Source organism: Streptomyces sp. NPDC127114 (assembly GCF_042677525.1).
In the GTDB taxonomy this organism is placed as follows: domain Bacteria; phylum Actinomycetota; class Actinomycetes; order Streptomycetales; family Streptomycetaceae; genus Streptomyces.
This window is the reverse complement of sequence record NZ_JBHXTJ010000002.1, coordinates 339,537-362,713: the sequence shown is the minus strand read 5'-3', so window position 1 is coordinate 362,713 and position 23,177 is coordinate 339,537. Positions and strand designations below refer to the sequence as shown.

The 23,177-nt window shown below is 73.3% G+C and carries 23 protein-coding genes and 1 riboswitch; of the genes, 11 read left to right on the top strand and 12 right to left on the bottom strand.

Annotation, left to right across the window (positions count from 1 at the left end):
* The first annotated feature begins 65 nt into the window (after window positions 1-65).
* Window positions 66-1,475: a DNA polymerase IV gene (locus ACFVGS_RS03750; protein ID WP_384423145.1), complete on the top strand. Its 1,410-nt coding sequence runs from the start codon at window positions 66-68 to the stop codon at window positions 1,473-1,475.
* A gap of 33 nt (window positions 1,476-1,508) precedes the next feature.
* On the opposite strand, the gene ACFVGS_RS03745 is transcribed toward ACFVGS_RS03750, so the two are convergent.
* Window positions 1,509-1,934: a PRC-barrel domain-containing protein gene (locus tag ACFVGS_RS03745; protein WP_384423143.1), complete on the bottom strand. Its 426-nt coding sequence runs from the start codon at window positions 1,932-1,934 to the stop codon at window positions 1,509-1,511.
* A gap of 63 nt (window positions 1,935-1,997) precedes the next feature.
* Window positions 1,998-2,096, top strand: a riboswitch (glycine riboswitch).
* 177 nt (window positions 2,097-2,273) lie between these two features.
* On the opposite strand from ACFVGS_RS03745, the gene gcvP reads away from it, so the two are divergent.
* Entirely contained in the window at window positions 2,274-5,159 is a 2,886-nt protein-coding gene (gcvP, locus tag ACFVGS_RS03740; protein WP_384423141.1) for an aminomethyl-transferring glycine dehydrogenase, read from the top strand.
* Between the two features lie 84 nt (window positions 5,160-5,243).
* Here gcvP and ACFVGS_RS03735 read toward each other — a convergent pair whose 3' ends face one another.
* Window positions 5,244-5,450: a DUF5999 family protein gene (locus ACFVGS_RS03735; RefSeq protein WP_384423139.1), complete on the bottom strand. Its 207-nt coding sequence runs from the start codon at window positions 5,448-5,450 to the stop codon at window positions 5,244-5,246.
* Window positions 5,451-5,761: 311 nt separating this feature from the next.
* Entirely contained in the window at window positions 5,762-6,388 is a 627-nt protein-coding gene (locus ACFVGS_RS03730) for a hypothetical protein (RefSeq protein ID WP_384416164.1), read from the bottom strand.
* Between the two features lie 495 nt (window positions 6,389-6,883).
* Between ACFVGS_RS03730 and ACFVGS_RS03725 the strand changes: the two genes are divergently transcribed.
* Together ACFVGS_RS03725 and ACFVGS_RS03720 are read left to right on the top strand one after the other, a co-directional pair.
* Complete coding sequence (locus tag ACFVGS_RS03725) at window positions 6,884-8,401, top strand: glutamate--cysteine ligase (protein ID WP_384416161.1); 1,518 nt, start codon at window positions 6,884-6,886, stop codon at window positions 8,399-8,401.
* A 65-nt stretch (window positions 8,402-8,466) separates the two neighbouring features.
* Window positions 8,467-9,258, top strand: a complete 792-nt coding sequence (locus tag ACFVGS_RS03720) for a CPBP family intramembrane glutamic endopeptidase (protein WP_384416158.1) — start codon at window positions 8,467-8,469, stop codon at window positions 9,256-9,258.
* 90 nt (window positions 9,259-9,348) lie between these two features.
* Here the strand turns inward: ACFVGS_RS03720 and ACFVGS_RS03715 are convergent, their stop codons facing one another.
* Window positions 9,349-10,158, bottom strand: a complete 810-nt coding sequence (locus tag ACFVGS_RS03715; RefSeq protein WP_384416155.1) for a PhzF family phenazine biosynthesis protein — start codon at window positions 10,156-10,158, stop codon at window positions 9,349-9,351.
* Between the two features lie 261 nt (window positions 10,159-10,419).
* On the opposite strand from ACFVGS_RS03715, the gene ACFVGS_RS03710 reads away from it, so the two are divergent.
* A complete protein-coding gene (locus ACFVGS_RS03710; protein WP_384416152.1) occupies window positions 10,420-11,046 on the top strand; it encodes a PadR family transcriptional regulator in 627 nt (208 codons plus the stop codon).
* A 70-nt stretch (window positions 11,047-11,116) separates the two neighbouring features.
* On the opposite strand, the gene ACFVGS_RS03705 is transcribed toward ACFVGS_RS03710, so the two are convergent.
* Together ACFVGS_RS03705 and ACFVGS_RS03700 are read right to left on the bottom strand one after the other, a co-directional pair.
* Window positions 11,117-11,545: an SRPBCC family protein gene (locus ACFVGS_RS03705; RefSeq protein WP_384416149.1), complete on the bottom strand. Its 429-nt coding sequence runs from the start codon at window positions 11,543-11,545 to the stop codon at window positions 11,117-11,119.
* A gap of 70 nt (window positions 11,546-11,615) precedes the next feature.
* The gene (locus ACFVGS_RS03700; protein WP_384416146.1) at window positions 11,616-11,828 is read right to left on the bottom strand and encodes a hypothetical protein; all 213 of its coding nucleotides are present in this window, start codon (window positions 11,826-11,828) and stop codon (window positions 11,616-11,618) included.
* Window positions 11,829-12,135: 307 nt separating this feature from the next.
* On the opposite strand from ACFVGS_RS03700, the gene ACFVGS_RS03695 reads away from it, so the two are divergent.
* The 3 genes from ACFVGS_RS03695 (at window position 12,136) to ACFVGS_RS03685 (ending at window position 15,036) form a co-directional block, all read left to right on the top strand.
* The gene (locus ACFVGS_RS03695) at window positions 12,136-12,645 is read left to right on the top strand and encodes a Clp protease N-terminal domain-containing protein (RefSeq protein ID WP_384416179.1); all 510 of its coding nucleotides are present in this window, start codon (window positions 12,136-12,138) and stop codon (window positions 12,643-12,645) included.
* Between the two features lie 41 nt (window positions 12,646-12,686).
* Window positions 12,687-13,676, top strand: a complete 990-nt coding sequence (locus tag ACFVGS_RS03690; RefSeq protein ID WP_384416144.1) for a DMT family transporter — start codon at window positions 12,687-12,689, stop codon at window positions 13,674-13,676.
* Window positions 13,677-14,085: 409 nt separating this feature from the next.
* Window positions 14,086-15,036, top strand: a complete 951-nt coding sequence (locus ACFVGS_RS03685; RefSeq protein ID WP_385690005.1) for a DMT family transporter — start codon at window positions 14,086-14,088, stop codon at window positions 15,034-15,036.
* Window positions 15,037-15,050: 14 nt separating this feature from the next.
* Here the strand turns inward: ACFVGS_RS03685 and ACFVGS_RS03680 are convergent, their stop codons facing one another.
* Together ACFVGS_RS03680 and ACFVGS_RS03675 are read right to left on the bottom strand one after the other, a co-directional pair.
* A complete protein-coding gene (locus ACFVGS_RS03680; protein WP_384416139.1) occupies window positions 15,051-15,710 on the bottom strand; it encodes an FMN-binding negative transcriptional regulator in 660 nt (219 codons plus the stop codon).
* An 11-nt stretch (window positions 15,711-15,721) separates the two neighbouring features.
* The gene (locus ACFVGS_RS03675) at window positions 15,722-16,489 is read right to left on the bottom strand and encodes a pyridoxamine 5'-phosphate oxidase family protein (protein WP_384416136.1); all 768 of its coding nucleotides are present in this window, start codon (window positions 16,487-16,489) and stop codon (window positions 15,722-15,724) included.
* 35 nt (window positions 16,490-16,524) lie between these two features.
* Here ACFVGS_RS03675 and ACFVGS_RS03670 point away from each other — a divergent pair, with 35 nt between their 5' ends.
* The gene (locus tag ACFVGS_RS03670) at window positions 16,525-17,856 is read left to right on the top strand and encodes an aminotransferase class I/II-fold pyridoxal phosphate-dependent enzyme (protein WP_384416133.1); all 1,332 of its coding nucleotides are present in this window, start codon (window positions 16,525-16,527) and stop codon (window positions 17,854-17,856) included.
* 27 nt (window positions 17,857-17,883) lie between these two features.
* Here the strand turns inward: ACFVGS_RS03670 and ACFVGS_RS03665 are convergent, their stop codons facing one another.
* The gene (locus ACFVGS_RS03665; RefSeq protein WP_385690001.1) at window positions 17,884-19,023 is read right to left on the bottom strand and encodes a DMT family transporter; all 1,140 of its coding nucleotides are present in this window, start codon (window positions 19,021-19,023) and stop codon (window positions 17,884-17,886) included.
* Between the two features lie 74 nt (window positions 19,024-19,097).
* On the opposite strand from ACFVGS_RS03665, the gene ACFVGS_RS03660 reads away from it, so the two are divergent.
* Entirely contained in the window at window positions 19,098-20,003 is a 906-nt protein-coding gene (locus tag ACFVGS_RS03660; protein ID WP_385689998.1) for a LysR family transcriptional regulator, read from the top strand.
* A gap of 12 nt (window positions 20,004-20,015) precedes the next feature.
* Here the strand turns inward: ACFVGS_RS03660 and ACFVGS_RS03655 are convergent, their stop codons facing one another.
* Window positions 20,016-20,483, bottom strand: a complete 468-nt coding sequence (locus ACFVGS_RS03655; RefSeq protein ID WP_384416126.1) for a pyridoxamine 5'-phosphate oxidase family protein — start codon at window positions 20,481-20,483, stop codon at window positions 20,016-20,018.
* Between the two features lie 41 nt (window positions 20,484-20,524).
* Between ACFVGS_RS03655 and ACFVGS_RS03650 the strand changes: the two genes are divergently transcribed.
* Window positions 20,525-21,214, top strand: a complete 690-nt coding sequence (locus tag ACFVGS_RS03650; protein WP_384416124.1) for a cysteine hydrolase — start codon at window positions 20,525-20,527, stop codon at window positions 21,212-21,214.
* On the opposite strand, the gene ACFVGS_RS03645 is transcribed toward ACFVGS_RS03650, so the two are convergent.
* On the bottom strand, window positions 21,201-21,632 hold the full coding sequence (locus ACFVGS_RS03645; protein ID WP_384416121.1) for a Rieske (2Fe-2S) protein: 432 nt from the start codon (window positions 21,630-21,632) through the stop codon (window positions 21,201-21,203). The genes ACFVGS_RS03650 and ACFVGS_RS03645 overlap by 14 nt on opposite strands.
* A 113-nt stretch (window positions 21,633-21,745) precedes the next feature.
* Window positions 21,746-23,065 carry an ROK family protein gene (locus ACFVGS_RS03640; RefSeq protein ID WP_384416118.1) on the bottom strand — a complete coding sequence of 440 codons (1,320 nt, stop codon included), beginning with the start codon at window positions 23,063-23,065 and terminating at the stop codon, window positions 21,746-21,748.
* Between the last annotated feature and the right edge of the window lie 112 nt (window positions 23,066-23,177).

Genomic DNA, 23,177 nt, shown 5'->3' with positions numbered 1-23,177 from the left:
CCGGCGGAACCGGTCCGTACGCGCGTGCGGGCCGGTTGTCAGTGGTGTGGGGCAGCATCGGAACCGTGAGAGCCGCGCCCACCATCCTGCATCTCGACATGGATGCCTTCTTCGCCGCCGCCGAGCAGGCGTCGAAGCCCAGCCTGCGCGGAAAGCCCGTGATCGTGGGCGGGCTCGGGCCGCGTGGTGTGGTCGCGACCGCGTCGTACGAGGCACGGCGCTTCGGCGTGCACTCGGCGATGCCGATGGCGCAGGCGCGGCGGCTCGCGCCGAACGCGGCCTACCTCGTGCCGCGCTTCGCCTTCTACCGGGCGATCAGCGGCCAGGTGATGGAGCTGCTCGGGCGGCTCTCGCCGCTCGTCGAGCCGCTCAGCCTGGACGAGGCCTTCGTCGACCTGGAGGCCGGGGGCGTCGCCGACGACGGCGCGAGCGCCCGGGCGGCGGGGGAGCGGCTGCGGCGGGACATCCTCGTCACCACCGGTCTCACCGGGTCGGTGGGTCTGGCCGGCTCGAAGATGCTGGCGAAGATCGCCTCGGAGGAGGCCAAGCCGGACGGGCTGGTGCTGATCGAGCCGGGTACGGAGCGGGAGCTGCTCGGGCCGCGTTCGGTGCGGATCATCCCGGGCGTCGGGCCGGCGACCGGGGAGCATCTGCGGCGGGCCGGGATCACGACGGTGGCCGAGGTGGTGGAGGCGGGCGAGGACGAGCTCGTACGGCTGCTGGGGAAGGCGCACGGGTCCTCGCTGTACCTGATGGCCCTCGGGTACGACGACCGGCCCGTGGTGGCCGAGCGGGACGCGAAGTCGGTGTCCGTGGAGGACACCTTCGACGTGGACCTGCACGACCGGCTGCGGATCCGGCTTGAGGTGGAGCGGCTCGCGGAGCGGTGTGTGGCGCGGCTGCGGGGATCCGGGCACTCGGGGCGGACGATCGTCCTGAAGGTGCGGCGTTACGACTTCTCGACGCTGACCAGGTCCGAGACGCTGCGCGGGCCGACGGACGACCCGGTGGTGGTGCGGGAGGCGGCGGCGCGGCTGCTGGACCTGGTGGACACGACCGGTGGTGTGCGGCTGCTCGGCGTCGGGGTCAGCGGGCTCGCGGACTACACGCAGGAGGACCTGTTCGCCCAGGCGGAGGCGGAGGCGGAGGTGCGGGCGGAGGCCGGTGCCGCGGAGGGGGCGGGAGACGCGGAGCGGGCCGAGGAGGGCGTGGGCGCCTCCTCGGCCGTGGCGCCCGCGCCTCCGACGGCCACGGAGCGCGTCGAGCGGCGCTGGGCTCCCGGGCTCGACGTGCGGCACGCCGTGCACGGGCCCGGCTGGGTGCAGGGCAGTGGCGTCGGCCGGGTCACCGTCCGCTTCGAGGAGCCGACCTCGGCGCCCGGCCGGGTGCGCACCTTCTCGGTCGACGATCCCGAGCTCGAGCCCTCGGACCCGCTGCCGCTGGTCCCCGGCGGCGCGACGGGTGCGGCGGCGTAGCCCTGGCGGGTCGCGCGGGGCGGGAAGGGCGGTTCAGGACTCCTCCTGGCCCGCCAGACGGCCGAAGTCGCGGGGGTCGGTGTCCTGGGGCGGGGGCGGCAGGGCGAGGCTGTAGTGGCGGTAGAGCTGGAGTTCCTGCTCGGGGGAGAGGTGGCGGCCGACGCCGAAGTCGGGGGCGTCCTTGATGAGCGCGCGCTCGTACGGGATGTGGAGACCGTCGCCCGCCAGTTCGCTCGGCTCCAGGGGGACGAACGCGTCCCGGCTGAACAGGCCGGTGCGGACGGCGGCCCACTCGGGGACGCCCGTCGCGTCGTCCAGGTACACCTCGTCCACGGTGCCGATCTTGTGTCCGTTCCGGTCGAACGCCTTGCGGCCGATCAGGCTGCGCGGATCGATGTCGGTCTGCACGGTCCCTCCAACTGGTCGCAACTGCTCTACAAGCACTACGAAAGTGCACATCTGGGATGTCGGCCACTTGAGCGATGGGAGAAGGAACGGCGCTGGTAGGCTGGCTGTGGCTGTGGACCCCGCGCGGGAGAGTCCTCCGGAGAAGGCTTCCGGAGGCGCCGAAGGAGCAAATCCTCCCCGGAATCTCTCAGGCACCCGTACCGCGCGGACGAGGTCACTCTGGAAAGCAGGGCGGGCGTCGCGGCATCCGCTCTCACCGACGGTGAAAGCCGGCCTGCCCGCAGGGCGCGCCGGTGAAGCTCTCAGGTTGAGATGACAGAGGGGGAGGCCGTCCGGGCACCCGCGCCGAGGTGCCCCTCGCAGGTCGTGACGACCAGGAGGCCCCCGTACATGACCGCCAACCGCATTCCGCTCTCCGAGCTCGAGCAGGGAATCCCCTTCGAGCAGCGGCACATCGGGCCCGACGCCGAGGCGCGGGCCAAGATGCTCGCCCAGGTCGGTTACGGCTCCCTCGACGAGCTCACGGCCGCCGCCGTGCCGGACGTCATCAAGAACGCCGAGGCCCTGGCCCTGCCGGGAGCCCGCACCGAGGCCGAGGTGCTGGCCGAGCTGCGCTCCCTCGCCGACCGCAACCAGGTCCTCGCCCCGATGATCGGTCTGGGCTACTACGGGACCTTCACCCCGCCGGTCATCCTGCGCAACGTCATGGAGAACCCGGCCTGGTACACGGCGTACACGCCGTACCAGCCGGAGATCTCCCAGGGCCGTCTGGAGGCCCTGCTCAACTTCCAGACCGTGGTCGCCGACCTCACCGGTCTGCCCACCTCCGGCGCCTCGCTGCTCGACGAGGGCACCGCCGCCGCCGAGGCGATGGCGCTGTCCCGCCGGGTCGGCAAGGTCAAGAACGGCGTCTTCCTGGTCGACGCGGACGCCCTGCCGCAGACCATCGCCGTCATCGAGACCCGCGCCGAGCCCACCGGCGTCGAGGTCGTCGTCGCCGACCTGTCCGCCGGCATCCCGGCCGAGATCGCGGAGCGCGGTGTCTTCGGCGTCCTGATCCAGTACCCGGGCGCCTCCGGTGCCATCCGCGACATCAAGCCGGTCATCGACCAGGCCCACGAGCTCGGCGCGATCGTCACCGTGGCCGCCGACCTGCTCGCCCTGACGCTGCTGGCCTCGCCCGGCTCGCTCGGCGCGGACATCGCCGTCGGCACCACCCAGCGCTTCGGCGTCCCGATGGGCTTCGGCGGTCCGCACGCCGGCTACATGGCCGTCCAGGACAAGCACGCGCGCTCGCTGCCCGGCCGCCTCGTCGGCGTCTCCGTCGACGCCGACGGCAACAGGGCCTACCGTCTGGCCCTGCAGACCCGCGAGCAGCACATCCGCCGCGAGAAGGCCACCAGCAACATCTGTACGGCGCAGGTCCTGCTCGCCGTGATGGCCGGCATGTACGCCGTCTACCACGGCCCCGAGGGCCTCAAGGGCATCGCCCGGCGCACCCACCGCTACGCCGCGATCCTGGCCGCCGGTCTGCGGGCCGGAGGCGTCGAGCTCACCCAGGGCGCGTTCTTCGACACCCTCACCGCCCGTGTCCCGGGCCGCGCCGACGCCGTCGTCGCCGCCGCCCGCGAGGGCGGCGTGAACCTGTACCGCGTCGACGCCGACCGGGTCTCCGTGTCCTGCGACGAGACCACCACGCGGGCGAACCTCGCCGCCGTCTGGGCCGCCTTCGGCGTCGAGGCCGACATCGAGGCCCTGGACGCCGTCACCGAGGACGCGCTGCCGGTCGACGCGCTGCGCACCGACGCGTACCTGACCCACCCGGTGTTCCACGCCCACCGCTCCGAGACCGCGATGCTGCGCTACCTGCGCAAGCTGGCCGACCGCGACTACGCGCTCGACCGCGGCATGATCCCGCTCGGCTCCTGCACCATGAAGCTGAACGCGACCACCGAGATGGAGCCGGTGACCTGGCCCGAGTTCGGCCAGATCCACCCCTTCGCCCCGGTCGAGCAGGCGCAGGGCTACGTCACCCTCATCACCGAGCTCGAGGAGCGCCTGGCCGAGGCCACCGGCTACGACAAGGTGTCGATCCAGCCGAACGCCGGATCGCAGGGCGAGCTGGCCGGTCTGCTCGCGGTCCGCGCCTACCACCGCGCGAACGGCGACACCCAGCGCACGGTCTGCCTCATCCCGTCCTCCGCGCACGGCACCAACGCCGCCTCCGCGGTGATGGCCGGCATGAAGGTCGTCGTCGTGAAGACCGCCGAGGACGGCGAGGTCGACGTCGAGGACCTGCGCGCCAAGATCGAGCAGCACCGCGACGAGCTCGCCGTGCTGATGATCACCTACCCGTCCACGCACGGTGTGTTCGAGGAGCACGTCTCCGAGATCTGCGGCCTGGTGCACGAGGCCGGCGGCCAGGTGTACGTCGACGGCGCCAACCTCAACGCCCTGGTCGGCCTGGCCAAGCCGGGTCACTTCGGCGGCGACGTCTCGCACCTGAACCTGCACAAGACCTTCTGCATCCCGCACGGCGGCGGCGGCCCGGGCGTCGGTCCGGTCGCGGTGCGCGCGCACCTCGCGCCGTACCTGCCGAACCACCCGCTGCAGCCCACCGCGGGCCCGGAGACCGGCGTCGGCCCGATCTCCGCCGCTCCGTGGGGCTCCGCGGGCATCCTGCCCATCTCCTGGTCGTACGTCCGCCTGATGGGCGGCGAGGGCCTCAAGCGCGCGACCCAGGTCGCGGTGCTCGCGGCGAACTACATCGCCAAGCGCCTGGAGCCGCACTACCCGGTGCTCTACACCGGTCCGGCCGGACTGGTCGCGCACGAGTGCATCATCGACCTCCGCCCGCTGTCGAAGAGCACCGGCGTCAGCGTCGACGACATCGCCAAGCGTCTGATCGACTACGGCTTCCACGCGCCGACCATGTCGTTCCCGGTGGCCGGCACGCTGATGATCGAGCCCACCGAGTCCGAGGACCTCACCGAGATCGACCGCTTCTGCGACACGATGATCGCGATCCGGGCCGAGATCGAGAAGGTCGGCTCCGGCGAGTGGCCGGCCGAGGACAACCCGCTGCGCAACGCCCCGCACACCGCGGCGGCGCTGGGCGGCGAGTGGGACCACGCGTACACCCGCGAGGAGGCGGTGTTCCCGGCCGGCGTCTCGGCCGCGGACAAGTACTGGCCGCCGGTCCGCCGGATCGACGGGGCGTTCGGCGACCGCAACCTGGTCTGCTCCTGCCCGCCGCTGGACGAGTACGACAACTGAGCATGACGAGAGGGCCGGTTCGGAGCGTGTCTCCGGGCCGGCCCTCGGCTTTTCCCGTCCCCGTACGGAGCGGTCGGACGGCCGTCAGGCCGCCGTCGTCACCCCGGACGCCGTCAGCGGGCGGTGCGGGGCGATGATCTGCCCGTCCGGCAGCAGCTCACCGGTGTCCTCGAAGAGGAGGACGCCGTTGCACAGCAGGCTCCAGCCCTGTTCCGGGTGGTGCGCCACAGGGCGGGCGGCCTCCCGGTCGGCGGAGTCGGCGGTGGGACAGGCGGGCTGGTGCTGGCACATGGAGGGATTCTTTCGCTGCGTCGTGGTGGATGTCCTGCGGCTCTTCGTCGGCATGGCCGCCCCCGTCGGTCGGTTCGGTTCCGGTCCCCAGTCTTGCCCTACGGACGGCATTCCGCAGGGATTTCGCGGCAGCTCGTCCTCTCCTGGGAAGACGCATCACCCTCAGGGGCGGTTCAGGTCAACCGCCCCGTCACTTAGGAGGGTTCGGGGTGGTCCCAGTGGGCTAGTCCGAACGGGACCCGTCTCGGACAGCAGTGCGCCCCGGGACCACACGGGTCCCGGGGCGCACTGCTGCCGGTCGGGGCGCGCGGTCAGGCCGTCGCGCTGGCGGCGGAGCCGAGCAGCGGCGGCGGCGTCAGCCGCAGGCCGATCACCGGGAGCAGATCGGCCACCGCGTAGGGGCGGTTGGCGGCGATCCCGGGCGGCGCGGGTGCGAGCGGGACGAGCAGGTCGGCCGGTCCCGGCTCGGTGGTGGAGCCGTCCGCCTCGGTGTCGGCGTGCAGCCACAGCGTCAGCATGTAGAGCTCCGGCACGGAGAGCAGCCGCGGCTGGTACGGGGTGACCAGCGCCTCGGCCTGGATCAGGGCCCGCTCGGTGGCCGCTACGTAGGGACCCTCGAAGAAGTGCGAGAAGGACCAGCCGTCGGGGGTGAGCATGGTGTCGGCGGCGGCGATCGCCCGGTCCCCGTTCCTGATGAGGAAGCGCCAGCCGGCCAGCCGGGTGCGCGGTGGCCGCTGCCCGGCCGTGCCGGCGGCCGCGGGGGCGTCGACCCCACCGGGCGCGCCGAGCACGTGGACGGGCAGGGGCAGTTCGGGGCTCAGCGGTCCCTGTGCGGTCCGCAGGGCCGGTGTACGCGGTTCTCGTACCGCCGAGGGCGAGCCGAGGGCCGCGAGGACACTGCGGAGGGCCGGCGCGGGGGCCGGGGAGGGTCGGAGCATGATGGGTCGCCTCTCACTCAGGAGACACGGTGAAGCGTGGGCAGGTAACGACGGCGCTGTCAGCGACGGGGCCAGAGAGGGGGGCCATGGGTGCATGGCCGTGCGCCAACACTCTGCCTCGTGCGCGGAGTTTATACGACACGTGTTCACACAGTGTTTCCGCTAGGCGCCGCGGATATTCCTGACAAGGCGTCATTCAGACGTATTCCCCGGGCGATTCGGTGGAATGCATGGCTCCGGGGATCCGCTGCCTGCGTTTTCCGTGCCGGGCCGGTCGGCCGAATCATGACCCCCGATGCGCCGGTGCGGTGCGGACAATATGACATTGGTATATGTCGATTGCTCTTTGCCCGCGGAGACTGCCTCCGGAGAAAGCCCGCCAAGAGTAACGGATCACACCTGCGTTCCGCAGGCGTTGTCGATCAGCCGACGGGGCATCATCGTCCGTGACGCTCGCGGCCGTCGCGGCGGCCGCCCACTCGGGAGGGACGCTCGATGGGGGAGAAGGTCGTGGCCGACGGGTTCGGCCCGTCCGACCGGCAGCGCTACCGTCGAAAGCTCCAGCAATGCCTGGCGGCGCTCGCGCGGCTGCTCGCGGAGAAGCGGTTCGACCGGCCCCGCAATCTCATGGGCCTGGAGATCGAACTCAATCTCGCGGGCGAGGACGGGCTGCCCAGGATGCTGAACGCGCCGGTGCTCGACCGGATCGCCAGTCCCGATTTCCAGACCGAACTCGGAATGTTCAACCTGGAAGTGAACATCGCCCCGCACCGGCTCGACGGTCATGTATTCGACCGGCTCGCGGAAGAACTCCGCACCGGACTCGGATACGCCGACCGCAAGGCCAAGGAGCTGGACGCGGGCGTCGTGATGATCGGCATACTCCCGACCCTCACCCAGGAGGACGCGGTCCACGCCAACCTCTCCGCTGCCGACCGCTACGCGCTCCTCAACGACCAGATCCTCGCCGCCAGGGGCGAGGACTTCACGCTCGACATCCAGGGGGTGGAGCGACTGCACTGCACCGCGGCCTCGATCGTGCCCGAGGCCGCCTGCACATCGGTCCAGCTGCACCTCCAGGTGACCCCGCCCCGCTTCGCCGCCCTGTGGAACGCGGCCCAGGCGATCGCCGGAGTGCAGATAGCGGTGGGCGCCAACGCGCCCTTCCTCTTCGGGCACGAGCTGTGGCGGGAGTCCAGGCCGCCGCTGTTCACCCAGGCCACCGACACCCGGCCGCCCGAGCTGCAGGCGCAGGGCGTCCGCCCGCGCACCTGGTTCGGGGAGCGCTGGGTGGACTCGGTCTACGACCTGTTCGAGGAGAACCTGCGGTACTTCCCCGCCCTGCTGCCGATCTGCGAGGACGAGGACCCGCTGCGCGTCCTGGACGAGGGCGGGGTACCCAGGCTCCAGGAGCTGGTCCTGCACAACGGCACCGTCTACCGCTGGAACCGGCCCGTCTACGGCTGGGTCGACGGCGTCCCCCACCTGAGGGTGGAGAACCGGGTGCTCCCGGCCGGGCCGACGGTCACCGACGTCGTCGCCAACGCGGCCTTCTACTACGGACTCGTCCGCTCGCTCGCCGAGGAGTCCCGGCCGGTCTGGAAGCGGATGGACTTCGCCGACGCGGGCCACAACTTCGACACCGCGTGCCGCCACGGCATCGAGGCGGAGCTGCGCTGGCCCCGCCCGGGCCGCGCCGGCGGCGTGTCGACGGTGCCCGCGGTGCGACTGGTCCTCGACGAGCTGCTGCCGCTGGCCGCGGCCGGTCTCGACGCCTGGCACGTGGAGCCGCGTGACCGCGACTTCTACCTCGGCGTGATCGAGGAGCGCTGCCGGCGGCGGGTGAACGGCGCCTCGTGGCAGGCGGACACCTTCCACCGGTTCCTGGAGTCGGGCCTCGACCGTCCGGCGGCCCTCGCGGCCACCACCCGGCGCTACCGCGAGCTGATGCTCACCGGGGAGCCGGTGCACACCTGGCCGGTGGGGGTCGAGGGCGCTTCTCCGGCCCCGTAGGTAGGGTTCCCGTGACCCGGAGAACGATGGGGAATGGGAGAACAGGTGTGGTGTCGGAGCAACGAGTGGTAGCCGCTTCCCTGCCCCCCGACGGGCTGCCGCGCCGGATCCTGCGCTCCGAGACGCTCATCGTGCTCGCGCTGTCGCTCGGCGCGAGCGCGCTCTCCTCGCTCATCAGCTTCATCGGCTCGCTGACCAAGCCCGGCGCGCTCAAGGAGCAGGCCGCGACGCTCAACGGCTCGTACGCGCCCGGGCGGCCCTGGCTCGACCTGGCCTGGCAGCTGTTCGGCATCGCCACCGCGCTCGTCCCGGTCGTCCTCGTGGCCCATCTGCTGCTGCGCGAGGGCGCCGGAGTGCGCGGACTGCGCGCGATCGGCTTCGACCGCACCCGGCCGTGGCCGGACCTCGGCCGAGGGGCGCTCGTCGCGGCCGGCATCGGCAGCGCGGGCCTCGCCTTCTACCTCGCGGCGCGCGCGTCCGGGTTCAACCTGACCGTGGTGCCCGAGTCGCTGCCCGAGGTGTGGTGGAAGTACCCGGTCCTGATCCTCTCGGCGATCCAGAACTCCGTCCTGGAGGAGGTGATCGTCGTCGGCTATCTGCTGCGCAGGCTCGACCAGTTGGGCTGGTCCCCGAAGGCCTCGCTCGCCGCGAGCGCGGTGCTCCGCGGCTCGTACCACCTGTACCAGGGCATCGGCGGCTTCGTCGGCAACATGGTGATGGGCGTGGTCTTCGTGTGGCTGTACCGCCGCTGGGGCCGGGTGGGCCCGCTGGTGGTCGCGCACGCGCTGCTCGACATCGTGGCCTTCGTCGGCTACGGGCTGCTCGCCGGGAAGGTGGGCTGGCTGCCCACGCCGTGAGCCGGCGATGACGGCGGAGGGGCGTACGGCTGGTGCCGTACGCCCCTTCTTCGTGTGCCCGTGTGCCCGTGTGCCCGGTTGCCCGGGGGCTCAGGCGTGGAGCTCGCCGTCGATGACGGTGACCGCGTGGCCGTTGAGGTGGGTGCGCTCGCCGCGCAGGCGGGTGCGGACGAGGCCGGTGCGCGCACCGCCCTGGAAGCCGGTCAGCTCGTCGCGGCCGAAGCGGGCCGACCAGTAGGGCGCGAGCGCCGTGTGGGCGCTGCCGGTGACCGGGTCCTCGTCGATGCCGACGGCCGGGAAGAAGCCGCGCGAGACGAACTGGTACGCGCCCTCGGGCGCGTCGGCCACGGCCGTCGCGATGATCCCGCGGTCGGACAGGGTGCTCAGGAGCGCGAAGTCCGGGGCGAGGGTGCGGACGGTCGTCTCGTCGGCCAGCTCCACGACCAGGTCGCCGATGTGGGCGGCGGTGTCGTGGACGGCGACGGGCTCCGCGCCGAGTGCCTTGGCCAGGCCGTCGGGCGCGGCGACCGGGGTGAGCGAGGAGGTCGGGAAGTCCAGGGTGATCGTGCCGTCCGGCTCGGCCGTGGCGGTCAGCACGCCGCAGCGGGCGGCGAAGCGGACGGTGCCGGTGGCGGTTCCGGTGCTGTGCAGGACGTGGGCGGTGGCCAGGGTGGCGTGACCGCACATGTCCACCTCGGTGGTGGGCGTGAACCAGCGCAGCGCCCAGTCCGCCTCGCCGCCCGGCGGCAGCGGGTGGGCGAAGGCGGTCTCCGAGAGGTTGACCTCGGCGGCCACCTTCTGGAGCCAGGCGTCCTCGGGGAAGGAGTCCAGGAGCAGGACTCCGGCCGGGTTGCCGGAGAAGGGCCGGTCGGTGAAGGCGTCGACGATTCGAATCCGCATGGGACGGGACCGTACAGGAGCGGCAAATCCGCGGACCAAGGCCAATTCGTGACGTCTGGACCGGTCGGAGGCGGTCCGAGGGCGCCCGCCTCCCGCCCGACTCCCTTCCGCCAACCCGACCGGCACCCCGACCGGCCCCCCGCCTGGGACCTCACCCCTCCTGCCGGAGCGTCGGTCGGGTGTTGCCGAACGAACTGTTCCGATATATCGTTGAAGCATCGCGACAGTTCAACGATGAGTCTCGACGGAAGGAGCGTTGCGATGCGTACCTACGGACACGAATTCGGACACGGAAACGGCCCCGGTGCCGGACGCGGGCACTGCGGTCCTGGCCCTCGCGGTGACTTCGAGGGGCGGCGCGCGGCCTTCGGGCAGTTCGGCCCCGGCTTCGGCGGACCCTGGGGCGGAGGCCCCTGGGGCGGTCGGGGCCGCGGCGGCGGTCGCGGCCGGGCGCGGCGCGGCGATGTGCGCGCCTCGATCCTGGCCCTTCTGAAGGACCGCCCGATGCACGGCTACGAGATGATCCAGGAGATCGTCGAGCGCAGTGGCGGGGCCTGGAAGCCCAGCCCCGGCTCGGTCTACCCGACCCTCCAGATGCTGGAGGACGAGGGGCTGATCGCCAGCGAGAGCGAGGGCGGCAAGAAGCTGTTCACGCTCACCGACGCCGGGCGCACCGAGGCCGAGGCGGGGCCGGAGGCCCCGTGGGAGGAGGTCGGGCGCGGCGTCGACTGGGACGCCGTGAACGAGATCCGGCAGGCCGGCTTCGGTCTGATGGAGGCCTTCGGGCAGGTCTGGAAGACGGGTGACGCCCAGCAGCGGCAGAAGGCCGTGGAGGTCATCAACGAGGCCCGCAAGAAGCTGTACCTGATCCTGGCCGACGAGCACTGAGGGCCCGGACGGCGGCGAGGGGCCCCGCGGCGACGTGCCGCGGGGCCCCTTCGCGTACGGAGCGCGCCGGTCAGGCGACCAGGCCGGCGAGCTTGCGCAGCGACTCGGTCAGCGCCGCCGTCGCCGAGTCCTTGAGCTTGCCCGCCATCAGGGACACGGCCGCACCCGTGAACTCCCCGTCGATCCGTACGGTGGTGGCGTCCCCTTCGGCGGTGAGGGAGTAGCGCGTGCCGACGTTGACGCCCATCGGGCCCTTGCCGCGGATCGCGAACACGCGGGCGGTCTCCAGCTCCTCCACCGTCCAGGTCACCTCGGCGGGAAAGCCCATCAGCTTCATGTTCTCGGCGAAGGTCGCGCCGGTCTCCAGGGTGGCCGGGCCGCCGTCCGGGAAGTTCGTGTGGGTGGCGTTCCACTCCCCGTACGAGCCCCAGTCGGTGAGCTGCGCCCACACCTTCTCGGCCGGTGCCTCGATGCGTGCCTCCGCGCTGACTTCGGCCATGGGACCACCCCTTCACGCGTGTCTGCCGGCAGTTCGGTGTCGCGGAACGTAGCCGTCGGGGCGTGAACATTCAATACTGATGAACCGTCAGTTCTGCGGTCTCGCCGCCGGTCCACCACATCTGCGCGGAGTCGAACCAGTCGGACGCGCGGGGCCCGTCGCCCTCGTCGTGGCAGTGGAACGCGGCCCAGAAGAGATCGGCCGGCAGTGCCTCCCGCGGTGCGTAGACGCGGTAGACGTACTGCCGCCCGTCTTGCGCGAGCAGGGCCACCATCCAGAACATGCCTGGAGGACGTTACGGTACGGGCCTGTGGTTGCGCAGAGGGCGCATGGCAAGGCGGCGCGCGCCCCTTGCGGAGAACTCGTCGGATCTCATCCGCAAGGAGGAGGAACCGCTCGCCCGTGCCCGACTCCGGTGGGATGCGCACATGCTCCTCGCCGGGGATGTCCGGGCCCGCGCGGGCTGATGAGGTGGAAGGGTGCATGCTCCTGTCCCTCCGGTCCCGCCCTCGGTCCCTTCCGTATCCTCCTCACGGCCTCCCGCGGCGTCCGCGTGCCGCCGCGCGCCCGCGCCCCGGGCCCCCAGGCCGCTGCCCGCCACCGTTCGCGCCGAAGCCGAGGACGGGCTGACGGCGGAGCTGATGACGGCGGTCACCGGCGCGCGGCGCCGGGCCCTGCGGGACGGTGACCGGCAGATCGACACCGCCCACCTGCTCCACTCCCTCGTCGAGGCCGACCCCGAGACCGCCGCCGCCCTCGGCGAGGGCGACCGGCTCGCCCGGGTCCTCGGCTACCTCGTCCAGCGCTCGATCGGCTACGGGCTGCGCTGGCAGCGCGCCGTCGAGGACACCGGCTCCGCCCTGCCCGTCGTGCGTGGCGGCGAGAACGGCGCCGCCGGCTGGTCGCCGGCCGCCGCCACGGCCCTCGCGGGCGCCTTCGAGCGTGCCGCGCGCCGCGGTGACCGGCGGGTCCGCGGGCTCGACCTGCTCGCCGCCCTCGCCGCCGACCCCGACAGCCGGGCCGCCGAGGTGCTGCGCCGGGCGGGGGTCGACCTCCTCGCCCTGGCCGCCCGGATCGAGGAGCCGTCTCAACAGGTGTAACGGCACTTACGCTGCTGACCGGCTCCTGTCATGATGGCCCGATGCACGCGTCTCAGGGGAGAAGCGCCGGCCTGGGAATCGCCCTGGCCTCGGCCTTCGCATTCGGTGGTTCGGGAGTGGCGGCCAAGCCGCTGATCGAGGCGGGACTCGATCCGCTCCATGTGGTGTGGCTGCGGGTGGCCGGTGCCGCCCTCGTCATGCTGCCCGTGGCCTGGCGCCACCGGGACCTCGTGCGCCGCAAGCCCGCGCTCCTCGCGGGCTTCGGCCTGCTCGCCGTCGCCGGCGTCCAGGCGTTCTACTTCGCGTCGATCTCCCGGATACCCGTCGGCGTCGCCCTGCTCGTCGAGTACCTGGCGCCCGCCCTCGTCCTCGGCTGGGTCCGCTTCGTCCAGCAGCGGCCGGTGACCCGCGCCGCCGCGCTCGGCGTCGTCCTCGCCGTCGGCGGCCTCGCCTGCGTCGTCCAGGTCTGGTCCGGGCTCGGCTTCGACCTCCTCGGACTGCTCCTCGCGCTGGCCGCCGCCTGCTGCCAGGTCGGCTACTTCGTCCTGTCCGACCACGGCGGCGACGGGGCCGACTCCGCCGACCCGCTCGGCGTCATCGCGTACGGGCTGCTCGGCGGCGCCCTCGTGCTCACCGTCGTCGCCCGCCCGTGGGGCATGGACTGGTCGGTCCTCGGCGGCACCGCCGACCTGAACGGCACCGCGACCCCCGCCTGGCTGCTGCTCGGCTGGATCGTGCTGATCGCCACCGTCCTCGCGTACGTCACCGGCGTCGTCTCGGTGCGCAGGCTCTCGCCGCAGGTCGCCGGAGTCGTGGCCTGCCTGGAGGCGGTCGTCGCGACCGTCCTCGCCTGGGTGCTGCTCGGCGAGCACCTGGCGGCGCCGCAGATCGCCGGCGGCGTCCTGGTCCTCGTCGGCGCCTTCATCGCGCAGTCCTCGACGCCCAAGGCGGCCCCGGTCGAGCCGGTGGCCGCCTCGGCGGAGCCGGCCGCCGAAGGCGCCGGGTTGTCGGGCGGGCGGGTCTCCTCGTAAGGTCCTGATCATGCACGCGACCGTTCTTCCGCCTCCCGCCGCCTAGGCCGTTTCTTTCGGATCAGGGCCGGATAGGCCGCGGCGTCTGGTGCATGGGGTCTCCCCAGGCCCGCCAGGGCCGAGGGAAAGCATCGCAAGGCGCCGGAGTGTCGCGAATGGGGTCTCCCCTGCTCGAGCGAAGCCGAGAGCTTGGGGAAGGAGCTATCGGGGCGTTTCGGCAACGCGGCGAGGTGCCGTGCCAGGCGTCGGGGACCCGGCCACGATCCGGATGGGACGGCCTGGCGCGGGCGGCACCTTCCGCTGAACGAAGACCGGGCTCGGGCGCGCCGTACAGGCCCCCGAGCGGTTCGTCGCCGCCCGCCCGCGGAGCCGAGCGACCACCCACCCTGTCTTCCCACGGAGAACGCACGTGTCGAACACCGTCGGTTCCGCCCTGTCCACCGGGCGGAGCCTCACCTATCTGATCGTCGCCGGAATCGCCTGGGGCACGGCGGGAGCCGCCGCCTCACTGGTCTTCCGGGCCGGCGACATGGGCCCCCTGACCCTCTCCTTCTGGCGCTGCGTGGGCGGCCTCGTCCTGCTGCTCGGCGTGCTCGCGCTGCGCCGCGGCCCTCGGGCCGGGGCAGGCACCGCCGCTCCCGAACCGCGTCGGCGCAGGCTCGTCCGGATCCTCGGCACGGGCATCGGACTCACCGTCTTCCAGAGCGCGTACTTCGCCGCCGTGCAGGCCACCGGCCTCGCCGTCGGCACCGTCGTCACCCTCGGTGCCGGGCCCGTGCTCATCGCGGTCGGCGCCCGCGTCCTGATGGGCGAGCGCATCGGGGCCGGCGGCGTCGTCGCCGTCGGCGGGGCTCTCGCCGGGCTCGGCGTCCTCGTCCTCGGCGGCGGCGGAGCCGCGGTCCGGCCGCTCGGCGTCCTCCTCGCCGTCCTTTCCGCCGCCGGTTACGCGGCGATCACCCTGCTCACCCGGTGGCTCGGCCGCACCGGCGCGGGCGGGGACGCGCTGTCCACCACGACCTGGTCCTTCGCCGTCGGCGCCGTCGGGCTGCTGCCGATGGCCGCCGCGGAAGGACTCCTTCCGCACACCGACGCGCCGCTGCGGACGCTCGCCCTGCTGCTGTACGTCGCGGCCGTCCCGACGGCCCTCGCCTACGCCCTGTACTTCGCCGGGGCGGCCGTGGTCCGCGCCGCGACCGTCTCGGTGATCATGCTCCTGGAACCGGTCAGTGCCGCGCTCATCGCCGTCACCCTCCTCGGCGAACAACTGACCGCCGCCACGGTCACGGGCACCCTGCTCCTGCTGCTCGCCGTGACGGGCCTCGCCCTGGCGGAGGCCCGGGCGGCGGTGGCCGCGGCCTGAGAGATCAGGCCGGGTCAGGCCCGTCGTGGCGGCGTGGTGGCGTCGCGGCGGGTCTTGTGGGACAGGGCCGCCGTGTCGCCGGGGGTGCCGCGGTCGGCGAGGAGAGTCGTGACGCGGTCGCGGATCTCCGCCGGCTTGTTGCCGCCGTACTTGAACTTCGCGCGGACCTCGGTCACTTCGAGCCGGAGGACCCTGATGCCGGGCAGCATCCGGCCGAACGGCGCCTCGCCCGGGGCCGCCAGGGCCGTGCCGCCCTCCGGCTGGAAGTGGGCGACCTGGCGGTTCAGCAGGGCCGCCTTCTCCTCCGGGTCGTCCACGACGTGGGCCGTGCAGCGGAGTTGCACCGCCGCGTAGAAGGAGGTGGGCGTGCCGTGCTCGGCGGGCGCGCCCTCCGGCGCGGTCCAGTGGCCGGGCACGTACACGTAGTCGTCGACCACGCTCAGGAGCACGGTGGGGTGGTCCTCCAGGTCGCGCCAGAGCGGGTTGGGTCGGGCGAGGTGGGCGATCACCTGACCGTACGGGCCGGGTTCGGGCTCGTAGCGGAAGTGCATCGGCTGCACCCACGGCGGTTCGCCGGCGGAGCCGTTGACCGCCAGCTGCCCGAAGTCGTGGGCGGCCAGCCAGTCACGCCACTCGCCCTCGTCGTGGGCGGCGTCCCAGGGATGGATCAGCACGGCGGTGCTCCCTACAGCGCGGCGAGGTAGTCGGGCAGCGGCGTGCTCGCGGGCTGGTCCGCGGCCGGGACCGGGGTGCCGTAGCCCCGCCGTACGGGGACCACGCCGGCCCAGTGGGGCAGCGCCGCGTCCTCGGGGTCGTCGTTGGGGCCGCCGGTGCGGACCTTCGCGGAGACCTCGCGCAGGTCGAGGCGGAGCACGGCGGTGGCGGCGAGCTCCTTGGCGTTGGCCGGGCGGGAGTCGTAGGAGCGGCCGGGGACGACGTGGTCGACGAGCGCGTCGAGCGCGGTGCGCAGCTCCTCCGGGTCGGTGACCTGGTGCGCGACGCCGTGCACGACCACCGAGCGGTAGTTGATCGAGTGGTGGAAGGCGGACTTGGCGAGGACCAGGCCGTCCACATGGGTCACGGTCAGGCAGACCGGCAGGCCCGGTGCGCCCTCGCCCTTCCCGGCCGACCGCAGCGGACGGGAGCCGGTCGAGCCGTGGACGTAGAGCGCCTCGCCTATCCGGCCGTAGAGGGTCGGCAGGACGACCGGCGCGCCGTCGCGGACGAATCCCAGGTGGCAGAGGTAGGTCTCGTCGAGGATCGCGTGCACGAGCTCGCGGTCGTACGAGGCGCGCTCGCGGGAGCGGGTGGGGACGGTCCGCTCCGTGGGCTCGTAGGACCCGGGCAGCGCGGAGGCGTCGGCGACCTCGGTGACCTCGGACGAGCGGGAGGCGTCGGAAGGGGAACCCGGCGTCTGCTCCCTCTGCTCCGTCTGCTGGGTCTTCACCGTCATTGCGGACTCCATTGCACTAGTGCATAATCGACTTTGTGCTAGGAGAGTATCGGATCGAAGGTCGTCGCGCATCGGAGATCGCCGCCAGCGTCGAACGCGGGGTCGGCGCCGGGCAGCTCAAGCCGGGACAACTGCTGCCTCCCATGCGGGAGTTGGCCGCCGCGCTCGGAGTGAACCCGAACACCGTGGCCGCCGCCTACCGCACCCTGCGCGAGCGAGGGGTCATCGAGACCGACGGGCGGCGCGGCAGCCGCGTGCGCTCCGCGCCCGCGACGACGGCGCGCGGCTCCCTCCGCGTCGAGGCCCCGGAGGGCGTGCGGGACGTGAGCAACGGCAGTCCCGATCCGGCGCTGCTGCCACCGCTCGACGCCGTGCTCGCGGCGGTCGCAGGTGAATACGCCGAGCGGCCGCCGATGTACGGCGAAGCGCCGGTGGACGAGGAGTTCGCCAGGCTCGCCAGGGCCTCCTTCGACGAGGGCGGAGTGCCGGACGGGCCCGTCGGCGTCGCCTCCGGTTCGCTCGACGCGATCGAGCGGGTGCTCGCCGCGCATCTGCGGCCGGGCGACGCCGTCGCCGTCGAGGACCCCGGCTGGGGCAGCCTGCTCGACCTCGTGCCGGCACTCGGGCTGCGGCCCGTACCGGTCGCCGTCGACGACGAGGGGCCGCTGCCCGGGGCGGTGGCCCGCGCGCTGCGCGGTGGCGCCCGCGCGGTGATCGTCACCGACCGCGCGCAGAACCCGACCGGGGCGAGCGTCACCGCCGAACGGGCCGCCGCGCTGCGGGCGGTCCTCGACGCGCACCCCGACGTGCTGCTCGTCGAGGACGACCACGGGCACGGGATCGTCGCGCAGCCGCTGCACCCGCTCGCGACCGGCGACGGCAGATGGGTGTTCGTGCGCTCGGTGGCCAAGGCGTGGGGGCCGGACCTGCGGATCGCCGCCTTCACCGGCGACGCCGAGACCGTCGACCGGGTGCTCGGCCGCCAGCGGCTCGGACCCGGCTGGGTCAGCCGGCTGCTCCAGCGGGCCGTCGTGCACCTGTGGCGGACGGGAGCGGTCGACCCGGCGGCCGTGGCGGCCTCCTACGGGGCGCGGCGCGACGGTCTCGTCCGCGCGCTCGCCCGGCGTGGCGTGGAGGCGCACGGGCGCAGCGGCATGAACGTCTGGGTACCGGTCGCCGACGAGACCGGCGCCGTCGCCCGGCTCCTCGCGGCGGGCTGGGCGGTCGCGCCCGGCGCCCGCTTCCGCATGGAGGCCGGCCCGGCCGTCCGGCTGACCGTCTCCGGACTCACCCGCACCGACCTGGAGCCGCTCGCCGACGCGGTCGCGTACGCGGCCGGCCCGGCGCCCGCCCGCAGTTACGGCTGAGCGGGGCGCCGGGCTTCCCGTGGCGGTCTACCGGGTGGAGGCCTTCTCGCCGCGGGCCGCCTCCGCCGGGGTCCGGTGCTCGGGCTGCGCTTCCGCCCGGGTCTCCGTCGGCGCCGGGTTCCGGTGCTCGGGCTGTTCCTGTGTCCGGGGCCCCGTCGGTGCCTGTGCCGAGGTCCCGGCCTGAGTCCGCACCGGGGCGGGCGGGGGAGTGCGGCGCGGGCCTCGGGTCTGCGTGAGGGCCGCGCCCGCGAGGACCACGATCGCGCCGACCGGGGTGTTCCAGGTGAGCTGTTCGCCGAGCACGGCGACGCCGGCCGCGGTCGCGATGACCGGGATGAAGTACGTGACCATGGCCGCCGTCGTCGGCCCGACCTCGGCCACCACCCCGTACTGCAGCAGCATCGCCCAGCCCGTGCCCAGCGCGCCCAGCGCGATCACCGAGAGCAGCGGCAGGATCTCGACCGAGTCCGGCAGGCTGGTGAACAGCGGTGTCACGAGCACCAGTTGCACGGTGGCGACGCCGACCTGGCCGGTGGCCAGGGAGAGGTTCGACGCGCCCGTGCCGGAGAGCGTGCGGCGGACGTAGATCCAGCCGACCGCGTAGCTGAACGAGGCGAGCAGCGCCAGCGCCGTGCCCGTGACGTCCAGGCCCGAGAAGCCCTGCCACGCGCCGAGCACCGTCAGGACTCCGACGAAGCCGATGCCGAGCCCCGCCGCCCGCACCCGCGTCGGCCGGTCCTCGGAGAGGGCGACGAGCGACAGGACCATGCCCCACAGCGGGGTCGTCGCGTTGCAGATGCCCGCGAGGGTCGAGGGGATCGTCAGCTCCGCGTAGGAGAAGAGCGAGAACGGCAGGGCGTTGAGCAGGAAGGCCGCGACCGTCAGATGGCCCCAGGTGCGGGCTCCGCGCGGCAGCCGGTCACGCCTGACGACCAGGGCGACGGCCAGCACGGCCGTGCCGAAGAGGAGGCGGCCGAAGGTCACCTGGAACGGGGCGAAGCCCTCCGTGCCGACCTTGATGAACAGGAAGCTGAAGCCCCAGATCAGGGCGAGGACGCCGAAGCGGACCCGCCAGTCGACGGAGCGGGACGCGCGCGACGGGCGCGTGCGGCGGAGCGGGGGCGCGGAGGGCGGGACGGGCGGCGACGAGGCGGCGGGGCTGCTCATGGTGCTCAGGGTGGCCGAGCCCACCTCGTAGTACAAGCGAGAATTCCTGGAGCCGATCTCTTAGAATCGCTTACATGTTGAATCTGGAGCGCCTGCGGACCCTGGACGCCGTCGCGCGGCACGGATCGGTGAGCGGCGCCGCCGACGGGCTGCACGTCACCACCTCCGCCGTCTCGCAGCAGCTCGCCAAGCTGGAGCGCGAGATCGGCCAGCAGCTCCTGGCGAAGAGCGGGCGCGGGATCCGGCTCACCGACGCCGGGCTGCTGCTCGCGGAGCACGCCGCCCGGATCCTCTCCCAGGTACAGCTCGCCCAGGCCGACATCGAGGCGCAGCGCGGCCAGGTGGTCGGCGAGGTGCGCATCGCGGCCTTCCCCACCGCCATGCGCGGACTCTTCCCGGCGGCCATCCGGGCGCTGCGCGCGGCCCACCCCGAGCTGCGGGTGCACACGGCGGAGCTGGAGCCGGACTTCGGCGTGCGCGACGTGCTCCGAGGGGACAGCGACCTCGCCGTGGTCCTGGACTGGAACAACAAGCGGGCGCCGGTCCCGGCGGGTCTCGAGCGGGCGCATCTGCTGGACGACTCCGCAGACGTCGCGCTGCCCGCCGACCATCCGCTGGCGGACCGCGCCACGGTCGACCTGGAGGACTTCGCGGACGAGGAGTGGGTCTCCTGGCCCGCCGGCGAGTTCTGCCACGACTGGCTGATGTTCACCCTCCGCTCCAAGGGCGTCGAGCCCCGGATCGCGCACGTCGCCGGCGACCACCACACCCAGCTCGCCCTGGTCGCCGCGGGCCTCGGCATCTGTGTCGCGCCCCGGCTCGGCCGTCCGGCGACCATGGACGGGGTGGCCTTCGTGCCCGTACGGCAGCCGGTGCGCCGGCACATCTACGCGACCTGGCGCAGTGATGCGGGCCGCAGGCCCTCCATCCGCGCGGTCGTCGAGGCGCTGCGCACGGCGGGCGAGCCGCTGGACTCCTGAACGCCGTCCGCCTCAGAGCGCGGCGAGCTTGCGGAAGTCCCAGGAGGCGACGGCGTCGGGAGTGAGCCGCAGCCAGGCGTGGCGGCCGTCGTGCGGCATGGAGTCGAGGCCGAAGTTCTTGGCGGCGAACAGCCGCTCGGGCACCTCCAGTTCGGGGCAGGGCTCGCCGGTGCGCGGGGCCTCGCCGACGAACTCCACGCTGCCCGAGAGCTCCACGCCGCGCAGCTCCCCGTACTCCTCGCCGTCGTCGATCACGACCGCGATCCTGGGGCGGGACCGCAGCTCGGTCCAGCGCCGGCTGCGTGTGAGGGAGTAGAGCCAGAGCGAGGTGCCGTCCCAGGCGAACCAGAGCGCGCTGACGTGCGGGCGGCCGTCGGCCGACACCGTCGCCACCCGGCAGGTCCGCTGTTCGGTGAGGAAGGCGTCGAGCTCCGCCGGAGTCATCATGATCCGGCGTCCGTGGCGCTGTGCGACGGTCATCGTCCGCACCCTTCTGGATTTCTGATGAGGTGTCAGAAATCATGGGGCCTGTATCCCGGAGGTGCAAGGAGGAGGACACCGTGAGGCGGTCGGACCAGCTCAGGGAACTGCTCGCGCCCGACGGCGCCGCGCTGCTCACCGTCGAGTGCCAGGAGGGCGTCGTCGGACGGGACAGCGCCCTGCCCGAACTCGCCGCCGTGGCCCGGGCGTCCGGAGCCCTGCGCAACGTCGCCCGGCTCGTCGGCGCCGCCCACGAGGCCGACGTCCAGGTCCTGCACGCGGTCGCCGAACGGCGCCCCGACGGGCGCGGCGCCAACCGCAACGCCCGGCTCTTCCGCGCCGCCGCCCGGCTTCCCGTGCAGCAGCACGCCGGCAGCACCGCCGTACGGATCGCCGAGCCCATCGAGGTGGCCGAACAGGACCTGGTGGTACGGCGGTTGCACGGGCTCTCGCCGATCGCCGGCACCGACGTCGACGCCCTGCTGCGCAACCTGGGCTGCCGTACCCTCGTGGTCACCGGCGTCTCCGCGAACGTGGCGATACCCAACGCCGTCTTCGACGCCGTCAACCTCGGCTACACGGTCGTCGTCCCGGGCGACGCCATCGCGGGAGTGCCGGCCGACTACACACCCGCGATGATCCGCCACACCCTCGCCCTGGTCGCCACGGTCGTGACGACCGACGACGTCCTCGGCTGCTGGAAGGCGCCGCGGCGGGTCAGCCGAGCCTGATCGCCTCGCCGACCACCTCGATCGGCGTCGGCTCCAGCGGCTTCGTCGCGGGGCCCTGCTTCACGCTGCCGTCGTTGGCGTCGAAGCGGCTCTGGTGGCAGGGGCAGACGATCACGCCGTCGGCCACGCTGCCCACGTGGCAGCCCTGGTGCGTGCAGCGCGAGGAATAGGCCTTGAACTCGCCCTTCCTGGGCTGGGTGACGACCACGCCCTTGTCGGCGATCACCTTTCCGCCGCCGACCGGGATGTCGGCGGTCATCGCGAGCGGCGCGCTCTCCTCGACGACCTCCGTGCCGCCGTCCGTGCCGCCCGCGCCGTTCTTCCCGCCGCCGCCCTCGCTGCCGCACGCGGCGAGGGCCGCCGTCAGACCCGCACCGCCCGCCGCCGCCACGACCGTCCTGCGTGCCACACCGCTCATACCGCTCCCTTTCGACCCGAGACGGTCACGATCACCGTCGTCCGTACGTGCGCCATCGTGTCGGATCCGACGGCGCGGCGCCACGGTTCGCGGACGGCGGAAGACCGGCTCCCTCAGTGGGCCGTCCGCTCGCGGACCGTCGTCGTCCAGGCCGGCTGGGCCTCGGCCGGCTCGGGCCCGGCCTCCGTGCGGCGGCCGCCGTGGGCGAAGAAGTCGGCGAGCGGGAGGATCGCGGCGCCGATGGTGACGGCCTCCGGGCCCAGGGTGCCCAGGCCGATGGTGACGCGGTCGGCGGGATAGCGCAGGGCGTAGTCCCGCGCGTGGCCGCGGACCAGGTCGAGGAAGCGCTCGCCGAGCTGGAGTCCGGCCCAGCCGCCGACGAGGATCCGCTCCGGCTGGAAGAGGTTGACGAGGTCGGCGAAGCCGGCGCCGAGGTACTCGGCCGTCTCCTCCAGGACGGCGAGCGCCGTGGCGTCGGGCTCGCGTCCGGAGCCCGGCTCCGGGTACGCGGCGGCCAGCAGCGCGGTGAGCGCGGTCTCCTCGTCCGCGCCGGCCGGTGGCCGGCCGCCCGCCTCGCGCCAGCGTTCGAGCAGTGCCTCGGCGCCCGCGTACGCCTCCAGGCAGCCCAGGGCGCCGCAGCGGCAGCGCCGGCCCCGCACCCGTACCGTCAGGTGACCCCATTCCAGCGCGCGGCCGGGGCCCAGCGGGTCGGTGGCGACACAGGCCCCGACGCCGGAGCCGAAGAGGACGAAGACGGCGCTGTGGGCGCCGCGGCCCGCGCCGAACCACAGCTCGGCCTGGCCGAGCGTGCGGGCGCCGTTGTCGATCCGGTACGGGACGGTCGCCGGCAGGTCCACGCTCTCGCGGAGCAGCCGCTCCAGCGGCACGGCGTCCCAGCCGATGGTCTGGCCGTGGACGACGGCGCCCTCGGGGCCGCCGTGGGCGACGATGCCGGGCACGCCCACGCCGACGCCGAGCAGCCGGCCGGGGTCCGTGCCGGCGGTGCGCAGCACCTCGGCGATGCCGTCGCGGATGTGGCCGACGACGAGACCGACCTCGTAACGGTCGTGTCGCTCGTCACCGTCGACGGCCAACGGCCTTTCCGTGCGCGCCAGTTCGGTGAGGGTGAGGTCGAAGAGCTCGATCCTGATCCGGGTCTCGCCGACGTCCACGCCGATCATGCAGCCGCTGCCGGGGCGGACCCGCAGCAGGGTACGGGGCCGCCCGCCCGCCGAGTCGACGCTGCCGGCCTCCTCGACCAGGCCCTCGGCGGCCAGTTCGGCGACCACGTTGCTGACCGAACCGGAGCTGAGTCCGGTCGCGGGACCGAGCGAGAACCGGCTCATCGGACCGTCGAACCAGAGCCGGCGCAGCACCGCGGTGCGGTTCTCCCGTCGCAGGTCGCGCACCGTACGGCCGTTCGTTGCTCGCACCTCAACCCCCGCTTCCTCAAAGCCTGTTCCGCAACATACACCCGGCGCGAAGCCTTGACGCGCCCTTCCCTTGGAGTTTAACTCACGTCCTAAATTAAGCCTCCCTCGAAAG